The organism is Superficieibacter sp. HKU1 (assembly GCF_029319185.1).
GTDB lineage: Bacteria > Pseudomonadota > Gammaproteobacteria > Enterobacterales > Enterobacteriaceae > Superficieibacter.
This window is the reverse complement of record NZ_CP119754.1, coordinates 4,586,074-4,600,599: the sequence shown is the minus strand read 5'-3', so window position 1 is coordinate 4,600,599 and position 14,526 is coordinate 4,586,074. Positions and strand designations below refer to the sequence as shown.

General features: G+C 56.2%; 13 protein-coding genes and 4 tRNA genes. 12 read left to right on the top strand and 5 right to left on the bottom strand.

Translation table 11 applies throughout. The annotated features are described in order from the left end of the window. Positions 1-11 precede the first annotated feature (11 nt). The 6 genes from wecG (at position 12) to P0H77_RS21900 (ending at position 2,999) form a co-directional block, all read left to right on the top strand. Positions 12-752, top strand: coding sequence for a lipopolysaccharide N-acetylmannosaminouronosyltransferase (wecG, locus tag P0H77_RS21925; RefSeq protein WP_276159243.1), 741 nt, complete (start codon positions 12-14; stop codon positions 750-752). 325 nt (positions 753-1,077) lie between these two features. Next, the gene (locus P0H77_RS21920; protein WP_276159242.1) at positions 1,078-2,460 is read left to right on the top strand and encodes an amino acid permease; all 1,383 of its coding nucleotides are present in this window, start codon (positions 1,078-1,080) and stop codon (positions 2,458-2,460) included. A 105-nt stretch (positions 2,461-2,565) separates the two neighbouring features. Then, positions 2,566-2,642: transfer RNA gene (locus tag P0H77_RS21915), tRNA-Arg, on the top strand. Between the two features lie 55 nt (positions 2,643-2,697). Next, positions 2,698-2,773 (top strand) — tRNA-His (locus P0H77_RS21910). A gap of 24 nt (positions 2,774-2,797) precedes the next feature. Next, positions 2,798-2,884 (top strand) — tRNA-Leu (locus P0H77_RS21905). A 38-nt stretch (positions 2,885-2,922) separates the two neighbouring features. Continuing rightward, positions 2,923-2,999 (top strand) — tRNA-Pro (locus P0H77_RS21900). A 439-nt stretch (positions 3,000-3,438) separates the two neighbouring features. Here P0H77_RS21900 and hemY read toward each other — a convergent pair. From hemY to hemC, 4 genes are read right to left on the bottom strand one after another with little or no spacing between them, the layout of a single operon-like run. Next, positions 3,439-4,635, bottom strand: a complete 1,197-nt coding sequence (gene hemY, locus P0H77_RS21895) for a protoheme IX biogenesis protein HemY (RefSeq protein WP_276165199.1) — start codon at positions 4,633-4,635, stop codon at positions 3,439-3,441. 2 nt (positions 4,636-4,637) lie between these two features. Then, on the bottom strand, positions 4,638-5,804 hold the full coding sequence (gene hemX / locus P0H77_RS21890; RefSeq protein WP_276159241.1) for a uroporphyrinogen-III C-methyltransferase: 1,167 nt from the start codon (positions 5,802-5,804) through the stop codon (positions 4,638-4,640). A gap of 21 nt (positions 5,805-5,825) precedes the next feature. Further along, entirely contained in the window at positions 5,826-6,566 is a 741-nt protein-coding gene (gene hemD, locus P0H77_RS21885) for a uroporphyrinogen-III synthase (protein ID WP_276159240.1), read from the bottom strand. Next, entirely contained in the window at positions 6,563-7,504 is a 942-nt protein-coding gene (hemC, locus tag P0H77_RS21880) for a hydroxymethylbilane synthase (protein WP_276159239.1), read from the bottom strand. Before hemC ends, hemD begins: the two co-directional genes overlap by 4 nt. A gap of 317 nt (positions 7,505-7,821) precedes the next feature. Here hemC and cyaA point away from each other — a divergent pair, with 317 nt between their 5' ends. Then, positions 7,822-10,365: a class I adenylate cyclase gene (cyaA, locus tag P0H77_RS21875; protein WP_276159238.1), complete on the top strand. Its 2,544-nt coding sequence runs from the start codon at positions 7,822-7,824 to the stop codon at positions 10,363-10,365. Positions 10,366-10,550: 185 nt separating this feature from the next. Here the strand turns inward: cyaA and cyaY are convergent, their stop codons facing one another. Continuing rightward, positions 10,551-10,871 carry an iron donor protein CyaY gene (cyaY, locus tag P0H77_RS21870; RefSeq protein ID WP_276159237.1) on the bottom strand — a complete coding sequence of 107 codons (321 nt, stop codon included), beginning with the start codon at positions 10,869-10,871 and terminating at the stop codon, positions 10,551-10,553. A gap of 241 nt (positions 10,872-11,112) precedes the next feature. On the opposite strand from cyaY, the gene P0H77_RS21865 reads away from it, so the two are divergent. From P0H77_RS21865 to yigB, 5 genes are read left to right on the top strand one after another with little or no spacing between them, the layout of a single operon-like run. Then, positions 11,113-11,316, top strand: coding sequence for a lipoprotein (locus P0H77_RS21865; RefSeq protein ID WP_276159236.1), 204 nt, complete (start codon positions 11,113-11,115; stop codon positions 11,314-11,316). Positions 11,317-11,352: 36 nt separating this feature from the next. Then, a complete protein-coding gene (gene dapF, locus P0H77_RS21860) occupies positions 11,353-12,177 on the top strand; it encodes a diaminopimelate epimerase (RefSeq protein ID WP_276159235.1) in 825 nt (274 codons plus the stop codon). After that, positions 12,174-12,881, top strand: a complete 708-nt coding sequence (locus P0H77_RS21855; protein WP_276159234.1) for a DUF484 domain-containing protein — start codon at positions 12,174-12,176, stop codon at positions 12,879-12,881. The genes dapF and P0H77_RS21855 overlap by 4 nt, the downstream gene beginning before the upstream one ends. Next, positions 12,878-13,780 (top strand): tyrosine recombinase XerC, encoded by a 903-nt coding sequence (gene xerC, locus P0H77_RS21850; protein WP_276159233.1) that lies wholly within the window; start codon positions 12,878-12,880, stop codon positions 13,778-13,780. The genes P0H77_RS21855 and xerC overlap by 4 nt, the downstream gene beginning before the upstream one ends. Then, on the top strand, positions 13,780-14,496 hold the full coding sequence (gene yigB / locus P0H77_RS21845) for a 5-amino-6-(5-phospho-D-ribitylamino)uracil phosphatase YigB (protein ID WP_276159232.1): 717 nt from the start codon (positions 13,780-13,782) through the stop codon (positions 14,494-14,496). The genes xerC and yigB overlap by 1 nt, the downstream gene beginning before the upstream one ends. Positions 14,497-14,526: the final 30 nt, after the last annotated feature.

Genomic DNA, 14,526 nt, shown 5'->3' with positions numbered 1-14,526 from the left:
TAAGGATACTCATGACGAATACAACGTCCGCTCCGTCTTATACTCTGCGTGGCCTGAAGCTGATTGGCTGGCGCGATATGCAGCATGCGCTGGATTATCTTTACGCTGATGGCGCGTTGCGCAAGGGAACGCTGGTCGCCATCAACGCAGAAAAAATGCTGGCGGTGGAAGACAATGCCGAGGTGCGCGGCCTGATTGAAGCGGCGGAGTTTAAGTATGCCGATGGCATCAGCGTAGTGCGGTCGGTACGTAAAAAATATCCTGATGCGCAGGTGTCACGCGTAGCCGGGGCGGATTTGTGGGAAGCGCTGATGGCGCGGGCAGGGGCGGAAGGTACGCCGGTATTTTTGCTGGGCGGTAAACCTGAAGTGCTGGCGCAGACGGAAGCGAAACTGCGCGGACAGTGGAACGTGAATATCGTCGGCAGTCAGGACGGTTATTTTGCGCCCGAACAGCGGCAGGCGTTATTTGAGCGTATCCGCGATAGCGGGGCCAAAATCGTGACCGTTGCCATGGGATCGCCGAAGCAGGAGATCCTGATGCGCGATTGCCGTCTGATCCATCCTGATGCGCTGTATATGGGGGTCGGTGGTACGTATGACGTTTTCACCGGGCACATCAAACGCGCGCCGAAGGTGTGGCAGAATCTCGGGCTGGAATGGCTGTATCGGCTGTTGTCTCAGCCCAGTCGTATCAGCCGCCAGATCCGCCTGCTGCGTTATCTCGGCTGGCACTATACCGGCAAGATGTAACGCTGGTGGCCCTTTGCCGGGTGGCGGCTTCGCCTTACCCGGCCTACGGTAGGTGCCCGTAATCGTATCCCTGTAGGCCCGGTAAGCGCAGCGCCACCGGGCATGTAACCCATTTCGGCTAACGTCACGTTAATGCCGGGTAACGGCTTCGCTTCCCCAACCCGCCTTCCGCCTGTTTATTGCGCAATACGTTCACTTCTTTAATCCTTTGTTTGCCATTTAACGAAAATTGTTAAACCATTCGTGCGCGTTCATGCGCATAAGCAACGTTTTTACTCATAAAAAGAACCGGCACAGCCCGGAAATTTGCAAGCACAGAGGATTTATGGCTGAGAAACAACCGGAGCTCCAGCGAGGACTGGAAGCCCGACATATCGAACTTATCGCCCTGGGAGGTACCATCGGCGTGGGCCTGTTTATGGGCGCGGCAAGCACCCTTAAATGGGCCGGGCCGTCCGTTCTGCTGGCCTATATCATTGCGGGCGTGTTCGTCTTCTTTATCATGCGATCGATGGGCGAAATGCTCTTTCTGGAGCCGGTCACCGGCTCCTTCGCGGTGTACGCGCATCGCTATATGAGCCCGTTCTTTGGCTATCTCACCGCCTGGTCGTACTGGTTTATGTGGATGGCGGTAGGTATCTCGGAAATTACCGCGATTGGGGTTTACGTCCAGTTCTGGTTTCCGGAGATGGCGCAGTGGATACCCGCGCTGATTGCCGTCGCGCTGGTGGCGCTGGCGAATCTTGCCGCCGTGCGATTATATGGCGAAATTGAGTTCTGGTTCGCGATGATCAAGGTCACCACCATTATTGTGATGATCGTCGTGGGGCTTGGCGTTATTTTCTTTGGTTTCGGTAACGGCGGCCATAGCATCGGCTTCGGCAATCTTACCCAGCACGGCGGCTTCTTTGCCGGCGGCTGGAAAGGCTTCCTGACGGCGCTATGTATTGTCGTCGCCTCCTACCAGGGCGTGGAACTGATCGGCATCACCGCAGGCGAAGCGAAAAACCCGCAGGTTACGCTGCGCAGTGCGGTGGGCAAGGTGCTTTGGCGTATCCTGATTTTCTACGTCGGCGCAATCTTCGTGATTGTCACCATCTTCCCGTGGAATGAGATCGGCTCGAACGGCAGCCCGTTTGTGCTGACCTTCGCGAAGATTGGCATTACCGCAGCGGCGGGTATCATCAACTTTGTCGTATTGACCGCTGCGCTTTCCGGCTGCAACAGCGGCATGTACAGCTGCGGGCGTATGCTCTATGCGCTGGCAAAAAACCGTCAGTTGCCTGCTGCGATGGCGAAAGTATCGCGTAACGGCGTGCCGGTTGCGGGCGTAGCCGTTTCTATCGTCATCCTGCTTATTGGATCGTGCCTGAATTACCTCATTCCGAATCCTCAGCGCGTGTTTGTCTATGTCTATAGCGCCAGCGTGCTGCCCGGCATGGTGCCGTGGTTTGTGATCCTGATTAGCCAGCTGCGTTTTCGTCGTGCGCACAAAGCCGCGATTGCCAGTCATCCGTTTCGCTCAATACTGTTCCCGTGGGCTAACTATCTGACGATGGCGTTCCTGATTTGCGTACTAATCGGGATGGGTTTTAACGACGACACGCGAATGTCGCTTTTTGTCGGCATGATTTTTATGGCCGCTGTGACGCTTATTTATAAGGTATTTGGTCTCAATCGCTTCAGTTCTGTGCAGAAAGTGAAGTAATAAGCGACAAAGTGCACAAAGCATAACCAAACGCGCATTTTATTTAAAAAGGCACTAGACAGAGGGGTGGGAAGTCCGTATTATCCACCCCCGCAACGGCGCTAAGCGCCCGTAGCTCAGCTGGATAGAGCGCTGCCCTCCGGAGGCAGAGGTCTCAGGTTCGAATCCTGTCGGGCGCACCATTAACCCGGTGCTGGAGCTGCGGTGGTTTCAATACCGCGTAAAAAGATTTCAGTGGTGGCTGTAGCTCAGTTGGTAGAGTCCCGGATTGTGATTCCGGTTGTCGTGGGTTCGAGCCCCATCAGCCACCCCATTAGATTTAAGGGTTTTGTGGAATGCGAAGGTGGCGGAATTGGTAGACGCGCTAGCTTCAGGTGTTAGTGTCCTTACGGACGTGGGGGTTCAAGTCCCCCCCCTCGCACCACTACTTAAATTGAACTAAAAAGTCAAAAAGCAGTACATCGGCGAGTAGCGCAGCTTGGTAGCGCAACTGGTTTGGGACCAGTGGGTCGGAGGTTCGAATCCTCTCTCGCCGACCAATTTTGAACCCCGCTTCGGCGGGGTTTTTTGTTTTCCGCAGCGTCCTCCGCTTCTGCATTGATATCCTTCACTTCTCTTCTAACGCCTTTCGCTGTAACGGGCGATCCAGAATGCTCTGGATTTAACGCAGCGGGATGACAGGCGGATGAGCAGTATGTAATAATCCTGTATGTAGATGCTCATTCCATCTCTTATGTTCGCCGTTTGGCCTCATAAACCCAGGAATGATGCAGAGCCGTTTACGGTGCTTATCGTCCACCTGCCAGATGTCGTTTCGGCCTCATCAAACATCATGGACATAACGTTGAGTGAAGCACCCATTTATGTTGTCAAACAGACCTGTTTTAACGCCTACTCTGGTTTCAGAGCAGGCGTTTTTTTATGGGCGGGCGTCAGGAGCATGGCCCGGCAACGGTGCGCCGCCGGGCAGGGGAGGATTTACGGCTGCGGATTGTTTTGCAACGTCAGCAACAGGCCGTCACGACGCATTGCAGCCGCCTCTTCCGGCTTGTGTTGCCGGTCGAGCGTATCGGCAAGCCACGCATAGTCAAACGCATCAGGACGCTGTTTCAGCGCGGCGCGGAAGGCCAGGCTGGCTTCCTGCCACTCGCCATGTTTCATTAGTGACTGGCCCAGCGTACTCCATAACAGCGGACGGTCGCCCGCCGTTTTGATCTGCTGGCGGAGAATTTTCTCCAGCTGCTCAGGATTATTGGTCTTCAGACGCGGGATGAGCAACGTCAGGCGATCGTCATACTGGCGTTTTAAGCCGTCAATAATGATCTGCTGCGCGGTGTCATGATCGTTACACTCGATTAAGTGATCGGCCATGGCGACCTGAAGCGGGATCTGGCGTCGTGTCTTACGGCTCTGATTTTTCCACCAGTCTTTCAGACCTTCGCTGCCCTGATCGGCACGCGCCTGATCCATCAGACCAATCCATGCCTGCTGCTCCAGCGCGGCACGGTGTTCTTCATCGCCGACGTTGGCTTTTGCCATGGATGGAATAATCTCCAGCAACGAACCCCACGCGCCGGTACGGATATAGGCCTGTTCAGCCAGCCGAAGCACTTCCGGGTGACGCGGCGCAACTTCCAGCAGACGGTCAACCTCACGGCGTGCCGCATGATTTTCATTACGCGCCAGATGCAGACGGGTGCGGGTGATATCGACCGGGATCACATCATTGCCCGCCAGCTCGGCGGCACGTTCAAGGTGTTGATTCGCTCGGGCTTCGTCGCCACGTTGCTGTGCCGCTTCCGCTGCCAGCAAATAGTTCACCACCGGCTGCTCGGCATGATCGGCATTTTTTGACATCAGCTTTTCAACCTGCTGATAATCGCCTTCCGCCAGTTTCAGCAGCGCCTGTTCGGTTTGTTTGCGCGCGCGACGGCGTTTACGGCCGGTAAACCAGCCGCGGGTATGCGCGCCGGTACGCATGATGCGGCGCAGCAGCCACTCCACGGCAAACAGCACGACCATCGCGAGCACAAGAATGATCACCAGCCCTGTGACGCTGGTTTCAATATTGTAGTTATCCGTCTGGATCAGCACGTAGCCCTGGTGCCCGGCGACAATCGGACCGAGCACAATACCCGCCAGCAACAGTGCGAAGAGTAATAAGACTTTTATCATCATTACTCTCCTTGTGGCGCAGCGGCTGGCGCTGGCCCGGCAGCAGGGGCAGATTCACCGGCGGCAGGCTGCGCCAGCAGGTTGCGCACCCGCGTTTGCATCAGTTTTTCCAGAATCGGCTGGCTTTGCAGCGTTTCCGGTACGTCCATGGTGATGCTTTGCTGACTGAGTTGATCCAGCTCATCAAGGAACCCTTTGGTGGTCGCATCATCGGTATCGTAATAAGCACGCACCCAGGTGGAAACGTTATCCAGCGCCTGTTTGTACACTTCGTCCTGATGACGCGGTACCGCCTGCGCCGCTACCAGCAGGCGGGAGCGAATGTTTTCCCGCAGATAGACGTCCTGATTCGGGGCCAGCAACGGTACGGCGGTCTCATCGCGGCGACGCACGGTAATAAAGCTGTCCATGAAGCTCTGCCAGCTTTTTTTCAGATTGACGCGCCATTCGCTAAGGGAACTGGAAAGCTCATTGCTGTCCGAGTCCATGGGGGAGTCGTCATCGTTGTTGTCTGCCAGACGCAGGTTATCGATTTGGTTGGAGAGCTGATTCAGCTTGAGGATAATGCCGTCGTAATCCACCTGCGAGACGGCGGAGAGGCTGGCGATATCGTCGGTAATGGCCCGGCGAGCGGTAATCAGGCTCGGATCGTTCATATCCGCCAGGCTCGCGTCGGCACTTTTCAGCAGCGCGGCTGCCGTGGTGACATCCTGATCGCTCCACAGCTTACGCCCGGCCAGTTTCACCAGGAAGTCAGACTGCGCCAGGAGCCAGGTTTTAGCGTCGCTGCCGGAAATAGTGGCTACTTTTTGCTGAACCTCATTAAGCTCTTTCGCCATTGCCGTCTGCTGACGTCCCGCGTCATCAAGCTGGGTCGCCTGTTTCTTGATAATGCCTTCCAGCTCGGTTTTTTGCGTCTCCTGCGTTTTTTGCAGCGCGGCGATCTGATTTACCAGCGCATCGTTGTTCGCCGTTTGCTTAGCAGACTGCTGTTTGCCCCAGCTGTACAGACCGACGCCAGAAGCCAGTGCAATGGCGATGGCGACAACGCTAAGCACCAGTGCAGTGTTGTTTCTGCCTTTCTTCTCAGCTTCTTGTGGCTGTGGCGAGGTGTCCACGGCCTCCCTGGTCTCTTCAACCACGGCAGAGGAGTTTTGTTGTTCCGTCATTATGGCTTCCCATTATGAGATTTATTGTAATGCGCGCAGCAGCGCATCGTTGTCAGCGTTATCAGCGACCTGAATATCTTGCCAGCCCAGTTCCCGGGCGAGGTGCGCCAGACGCTCACTGACGACCAGTAGCCGACAGCGGAGTAACCAGTGCTCACGATACCATTGCGGGATCAGGCTCCAGAGCTGTTGCAACATCTCCCCGCTGGTTATCACCAGGGTGGTGACGCCTCGGGTTTGCCAGCGCATCGCTTCTTCCGCACCCGCGTAATGTTTTGCACTACGTTGATAACATTCACAAAATGTGACTTCAGCGCCGCGTGCGGTCAGGGTTTCCCCCAGTAACTCACGGCCACCGTTGCCACGCAGGATCAGCGCACGCCTGCCCGCAACGTTCTGTAATTCAGGTAATTGTAGCAATACTTCGCTAATTTCCCGATCTTGTGGATAACGAATGTCGTATCCGCTCACGGTATGCAGCGCCAGCGCGGTGGTACGGCCAATAGAAAAATAACGCGGCGCGGAGGGCCATGACGCGCCCTGACGTTGAAGCTGCGCGTGGGCGAACTCCACCGCGTGTCGGGAGAGGGCAAACACCAGATCGTTTGCGGTCAGGCTGGACAGCAGGGAACTGAGCATCGGCAGCTCGCGTCCCGGCATAAATTCAATCAGCGGAAAGCTCCAGGCCACCTGCCCAAGTGCGCACAGTCGGCTCACTAATTCTTCTCCTTGCGGCGCGGGGCGGGTGACCAGAATGCTCATACCGGTGATTCTCCTTTATAGACCTCGTCGAGGATCTCCCTTGCACCGTTCGCCAGCAGCTCATCCGCCAGGGAAACGCCCATCTGCTCTGCGTCTTCCGGTTTGCCGCGACGTTCGCCGCGTATTACCTGCGAACCATCCGGCGCGCCGACCAGCGCCCGTAACCAGATTTCACCATCCACTATTTCAGCATAGCTGCCAATCGGCACCTGACATCCTCCTTCGAGGCGGGTATTCATCGCGCGCTCCGCCTTGACCCGGATCGCGGTTTCGACATGGTTTAACGGCGCAAGCAGTTCGAGGGTGCGATCGTCATCCATCCGGCATTCAATCCCGACGGCACCCTGGCCGACCGCGGGCAGAGAGCGTTCCGGTGGCAGCGCCACGCGCACGCGTGACGCCAGCCCGAGACGCTTCAGGCCTGCCACGGCAAGAATAATGGCATCATACTCGCCGTTATCCAGCTTGCTCAGACGCGTGCCCACGTTACCGCGCAGGGAACGGATGATGAGATCCGGGTGCAGCGCGGCTATCTGGCACTGGCGGCGTAAACTTGACGTCCCGACCACGCTGCCTGCGGGCAGCGCATCCAGAGAATCGTAGTGATTCGAGACAAAGGCGTCGCGCGGATCGTCGCGCTCGCAAATGGTCACCAGCCCCAGCCCCAGCGGAAATTCGACCGGGACATCTTTCATGGAATGGACGGCGATATCGGCGCGCTTATCCAGCAGCGCCAGTTCCAGTTCTTTAACGAACAGCCCTTTGCCGCCCACTTTTGCCAGCGGCGTATCGAGGATCACGTCGCCTTTTGTCACCATCGGAACCAGCTCAACGCTCAGCCCCGGATGGCAGGCCATCAGGCGATCTTTAACATAATGTGCCTGCCACAGCGCAAGCGGGCTTTGGCGCGTGGCAATTCTTAAAACATTGTCTAACATGCTTGTTACCGTCATTATCATCTACGTCCCATCCTAACACTCTTGCCAGCGGGATGTCAGTTTTCGCGGGAGGAACGGAGGGAAGCGTAGCCCAGGATTTACACCCGGCAAACGATGCTACAATGGTATGTAGTGCTTCTTTCTTTACGGTCAATGCGCAAGGTGTTAGATTGATCACGTTTTAAGCCATTTGTTCGTCTGCAACACCAAATCAGAGGGACGACAAGCGGGGACGTTTATTTGAATTACTGAAACCTCCTGCTTTGAGCCGCCGTCGCTGCTCAGGGACTCAGGTTTCACACATCAGGCGATATGTCTTGTACCTCTATATTGAGACGTTAAAACAGAGACTGGATGCCATAAACCAACTGCGTGTCGATCGCGCGCTGGCTGCTATGGGGCCCGCTTTTCAGCAGGTTTACAGTCTACTGCCGACATTGTTGCATTATCACCATCCGCTGATGCCAGGTTACCTTGACGGTAACGTTCCCCAGGGCATCTGCTTTTACACGCCTGATGAAACCCAACGCCACTACCTTGATGAACTCGAACTGTACCGGGGCATGCCGCCGCAGGAAATGCCGAAAGGCGAACTGCCGATCACCGGCATCTACTCGATGGGCAGCACTTCATCGGTCGGGCAGAGCTGTTCCTCCGATCTCGATATCTGGGTGTGCCATCAGGCCTGGCTCGACAACGATGAGCGCCAGTTGCTGCAGCGTAAATGCAGCCTGCTTGAGTCATGGGCTGCCTCGTTAGGCGTTGAGGTCAGTTTCTTCCTGATTGATGAGAACCGCTTCCGCCATAACGAAAGCGGCAGCCTGGGCGGCGAGGACTGCGGTTCCACTCAGCACATCCTTCTGCTTGATGAATTTTACCGTACCGCCGTGCGCCTCGCGGGCAAGCGTATTCTGTGGAATATGGTGCCCGGCGACGAAGAAGAGCATTACGACGATTACGTGATGACGCTCTACGCGCAGGGCGTGCTGACCCCGAACGAATGGCTGGATCTCGGCGGATTAAGCTCGCTTTCTGCCGAAGAGTATTTCGGTGCCAGCCTGTGGCAGCTTTATAAGAGTATTGATTCGCCCTATAAAGCGGTGCTGAAAACCCTGCTGCTGGAAGCGTATTCGTGGGAGTACCCCGACACGCGCCTGCTGGCAAAAGACATTAAACAGCGTCTGCACGACGGGGAGATCGTCTCTTTTGGTCTCGATCCCTATTGCATGATGCTCGAACGAGTGACCGCGTACCTCACGGCCATTGAAGATACCACGCGACTCGACCTCGTGCGGCGATGTTTTTATTTAAAAGTCTGTGAGAAGCTTAGCCGGGAACGCGCCTGCGTCGGCTGGCGTCGTGAAGTCATCAGTCATTTAGTGAGCGAATGGGGATGGGACGAAAGCCGTCTCGCCATGCTGGATAACCGGGCCAACTGGAAAATCGATCAGGTGCGCGAAGCGCATAACGAACTGCTCGATGCCATGATGCAGAGCTACCGCAACCTTATCCGTTTTGCCCGCCGTAACAATCTCAGCGTTTCCGCCAGCCCGCAGGACATCGGCGTGCTGACGCGTAAACTGTACGCTGCTTTTGAAGCGTTGCCGGGGAAAGTGACGCTGGTTAACCCGCAAATCTCGCCAGATCTCTCCGAGCCGAACCTGACCTTTATCCACGTGCCGCCGGGCCGTGCCAACCGTACCGGCTGGTATCTGTATAACCGTGCGCCAAACATGGAATCTATCGTCAGCCATCAGCCGCTGGAATATAACCGCTACCTGAACAAACTGGTGGCCTGGGCGTGGTTTAACGGTCTTTTGACCTCACGTACCCATTTGTTCGTCAAAGGCAATGAAGTTGTCGATTTAGCGAAATTGCAAGAGATGGTGGCGGAGGTTTCCCATCACTTCCCGCTGCGTCTGCCTGCCCCGACGCCGAAAGCGCTCTATAGCCCGTGCGAAATTCGTCATCTGGCGATTATCGTTAACCTTGAATATGATCCGACGGCGGCCTTCCGCAATCAGGTGGTTCACTTTGACTTCCGCAAGCTGGACGTCTTTAGCTTTGGCGAGCAGCAAAACTGTCTGGTGGGCAGCGTCGATCTCCTCTACCGCAACTCGTGGAATGAGGTGCGTACTCTGCACTTCAACGGCGAACAGGCGATGATCGAAGCGTTGAAAACTATCCTTGGCAAAATGCATCAGGATGCCGCGCCGCCGGATAGCGTTGACGTCTTCTGCTACAGCCAGCACCTGCGCGGCTTGATCCGCACCCGCGTGCAGCAACTGGTCTCCGAATGTATTGAACTGCGGCTCTCCAGCACCCGCCAAGAAACCGGGCGCTTTAAGGCGCTGCGCGTGGCAGGCCAGACGTGGGGACTGTTCTTTGAACGTTTGAATGTCTCTGTACAGAAGCTGGAAAACGCCATTGAGTTCTACGGCGCGATTTCCCATAACAAACTGCATGGTTTGTCGGTACAGGTGGAGACTAATCAGGTCGAACTTCCGGCGGTGGTCGATGGTTTTGCCAGCGAAGGGATTATTCAGTTCTTCTTCGAAGGAACGAACGACGACAACGGCTTCAATATCTATATTCTCGATGAGAGTAACCGCGCCGAGGTCTATCACCACTGCGAAGGCAGTAAAGAGGAACTGGTGCGCGACGTCAGCCGCTTCTACTCGTCGTCACATGACCGCTTCACCTACGGCTCCAGCTTCATCAACTTCAACCTGCCGCAGTTCTACCAGATTGTGAAGGTTGACGGACGTGCACAGGTGATCCCGTTCCGTAACCAGCCGCTTACTATTCCACCTGCGAATCAGGATAACGACACGCCGTTGTTGCAGCAGTATTTCTCCTGATGGCGCTGTTTTGCCGGGTGGCGGCTTCGCCTTACCCGGCCTACAAAAATCTGCTATATCAACGCGTTGCTCGCAACCTGTAGGCCCGGTAAGCGCAGCGCCACCGGGCAGGATCACAGCGGGTGCTTCAGCGTAATCTCGCCGGGTGACGGTTTCGCCTTACCCGGCCTGCGCTCGTTTAACTTTTAACGAAAGCTAACCGTTTCACCGGCCTGTTGGCTCGCCGCCTGCTCCAGTAAATCCCAGAACGTTTCGCCGCTGCGATCGCAAATCCACTCATCGCCTTTTAAGTCAAAATGATAGCCGCCCTGCTTCGTTGCCAGCCACACCTGATGCAGAGGCTCCTGACGATTGATGATGATTTTGCTGCCGTTTTCAAAGCTGATGGTCAACACACCGCCGTTAATTTCACAGTCGATATCGCTGTCGCCATCCCAGTCATCCAGACGTTCTTCGATGGTTTGCCATAGCGCGTCGGCAAGGCGATGAAATTCACTGTCGTTCATGGTGACATCCCGTTGGTAAATGATGGCGAGAGTATACAGGAAAATCGCTGAGGTTAACGGCGCGCTATACGGCGTGGCTTACATCAGCCAGCCATAAACCTCATAAGCCGCCCAGCGCTGCGTATAACTGCGCCGGAAAGCCGCTTTTCGGATTTTATAAAGATCCCTGCTAAACGCTTGCTTTTACCTCTTCTCCTGCGATGATAGACAACAGAAAGCATGAACTTACAGGCAATCCTCAATGAAAAACGTTTTCTGTTCGCTGGCCGTTCTTATCACACTCTTCAGCCTGACGGGCTGTGGTCTGAAAGGGCCGCTCTATTTTCCGCCAGCTGATGAAAAAGCGCCGCCGCCGACGAAGAAGGTCGAACCACAAACGCAAAGCGTCACGCCAGATCGTAACGATCGCGCGACGGACGAAGGCCCTTCACAGGTTGATTACTGATCGTTTCTTTCTGTACCCGCGCACATGGAGCAGATAATGCAGTTCTCAAAAATGCACGGCCTTGGCAACGATTTTATGGTCGTCGACGCGGTGACGCAGAATCTCTTTTTCTCACCAGAGCTGATCCGCCGGCTGGCGGACAGGCATCTGGGGGTCGGTTTTGATCAACTGCTGGTAGTGGAACCGCCTTACGATCCCGATCTTGATTTCCACTATCGCATCTTCAACGCCGACGGTAGCGAAGTGGCGCAGTGCGGCAACGGCGCGCGCTGCTTTGCCCGTTTTGTACGCCTGAAGGGACTGACGAATAAGCGCGATATTCGCGTCAGCACGGCTAATGGCAGAATGGTGCTGAGCGTCACCGAAGATGAGCTGGTGCGGGTGAATATGGGTGAGCCGAATTTCGAGCCGTCGCAGGTGCCGTTCCGCGCCAACAAAGCGGAAAAAACCTATATTATGCGCGCGTCGGAGCAAACCATACTCTGCGGCGTGGTCTCAATGGGTAATCCCCATTGTGTGATTCAGGTCGATGATGTCGCCACCGCTGCGGTGGAAACGCTGGGGCCGATCATGGAAAATCATGAACGCTTCCCGGAACGGGCAAACGTCGGTTTTATGCAGGTGGTGAGTCGTGAGCACATTCGCCTGCGCGTTTATGAACGCGGTGCGGGCGAGACGCGAGCCTGCGGCAGCGGCGCCTGTGGCGCGGTTGCCGTCGGGATTTTACAGGGGTTACTGGCAGAAGAGGTCCGCGTTGAATTACCCGGCGGGCGTCTTGATATCGGCTGGAAAGGTTCGGGTCATCCGCTGTTTATGACCGGCCCGGCGACACATGTTTACGACGGATTTATCCATTTATGAAACAGATTGGGGAAGAGCAACTGGATATGCCAGCCGTGCTGGATGACAGCATCGTAGCGGACTATCTGCTGCAACATCCTGAATTTTTCATTCGCAATGCCCGTCTTGTAGAGCAGATGCAGGTGCCGCACCCGGTGCGCGGTGCTGTATCGCTGGTCGAGTGGCATATGGTGCGCGCGCGTAATTATATCAATCAGATGGAAGATGATATGACGCTGCTGATGGAGCAGGCCAGCGCCAACGAAAGCCTGTTCCATCGTTTGCTGAATTTACAAAATCGTCTGGCGGCGGCCGACAGTCTGGAAGAGATGTTAAATCGTCTCCACCGCTGGGCGCGCGAGCTGGGTCTGGCGGGGGCGACTATCCGCCTGTTCCCGGATCGCTGGCGCATTGGCGCACCGTCGCGTTTTACCCATCTGGCGCTCAGCCGTCAGGCGTTTGAGCCGCTGCGCATTCAGCGTCTGGGACAGGGAAATCACTACCTCGGACCGCTGAACGGACCCGAGCTGCTGGTGGCATTGCCTGAGGCGAAAGCCATCGGATCAGTGGCGCTGTCCCTGCTGGGCCGCGAAGGCGATCTGGGCGTGATGATTTTTAGCAGCCGCGATCCGCATCATTATGAACCGGGGCAGGGCACGCAACTGCTTCAGGAAATTGCGCTAATGCTCCCCGGCCTGCTGGAACGCTGGATCGAACGCGTATGAGCGATTCCCCGCTATACGAGGCGGTGGCGCGTTTTCTGCGCTACCTCAGCGTTGAGCGCCAGCTAAGCCCCGTCACGCTGCTTAATTATCAACGTCAGCTTGACGCTATCATCGCGCTCGCCAACGACGCCGGCCTGAAGCAGTGGTCGCAGTGCGACGCCGCGATGGTGCGTAATCTGGCGGTCCGTAGCCGCCGCAAGGGTCTTGGCCCCACGAGCCTCGCGCTGCGCCTTTCCGCGCTGCGTAGCTTTTTCGACTGGCAGATTAGCCAGGGAGAGCTGAAAGCGAATCCGGCAAAAGGTATCTCCACGCCAAAAGCGCCGCGCCATCTGCCGAAAAATATTGACGTCGACGATGTGAATCGCCTGCTGGATATCGATTTGAACGATCCGCTGGCGGTACGCGATCGGGCGATGCTGGAAGTGATGTACGGCGCAGGGCTGCGTCTCTCCGAACTGGTGGGTCTGGATCTTAAACATCTGGATCTTGATAGCGGCGAAGTGTGGGTCATGGGTAAAGGCAGCAAAGAGCGCCGCCTGCCCATCGGGCGCAACGCAAAGGCCTGGATTGAACACTGGCTCGATTTGCGCGGATTGTTTGGCAGTGACGAGGACGCACTGTTTTTATCGAAGCTCGGCAAGCGTATTTCGGCGCGAAATGTGCAGAAGCGTTTCGCTGAGTGGGGGATTAAACAGGGTCTGAACAGCCACGTTCATCCGCATAAATTGCGCCACTCCTTCGCCACGCATATGCTGGAGTCGAGCGGCGATCTGCGCGGCGTCCAGGAATTGCTCGGCCACGCGAACCTCTCAACGACCCAAATCTATACCCATCTTGATTTTCAACATCTTGCCTCAGTGTATGACGCGGCGCATCCGCGCGCCAAACGGGGGAAATAATGCGCTTTTACCGACCGCTGGGTTCTATCTCAGCGCTGACCTTTGATCTCGACGACACGCTTTACGACAACCGCCCGGTGATCCTGCGCACCGAGGAAGAGACGCTGAAATTTTTACGCAACTACCATCCGTCGCTGGTGGCGCTGGAAAACAGTGATTTTCAGCGGTTGCGCCAGGCGCTGCGTAAGGCGGAACCGGAAATTTACCATGACGTTACCGAATGGCGGCGTCGCGCCGTCGAACAGGCGATGCTGGACGCCGGGTTAAGCCGGGAGGAAGCCGCGGCGGGCGCGGAGGCGGCGATGGTCAATTTTGCGACCTGGCGCAGCCGTATCGACGTGCCGCAGGCCACGCACGACACGCTGGCCGCGCTGGCTGAAAAATGGCCGCTGGTGGCGATCACCAACGGTAATGCCCAGCCGGAACGGTTCGGCCTCAACGATTATTTTAAATTTGTACTGCGCGCCGGGCCGGACGGACGCTCTAAGCCTTACCACGATATGTACCATCTGGCGGCGGAGCGGCTGGATCTTCCGCTCGGGAATATTCTGCACGTTGGAGACGATTTGACCACCGATGTCGCCGGAGCCATCCGTTGCGGCATGCAGGCCTGCTGGATCAAGCCGGAAAACGCCGATCTGATGCAGGCCACCGACAGCCGCCTGTTACCGCATATCGAAATTTCCCGGTTGGCATCCCTCTCGACGCTGATATAATCACCAGCAGTATTGTATAAATCACCAGGG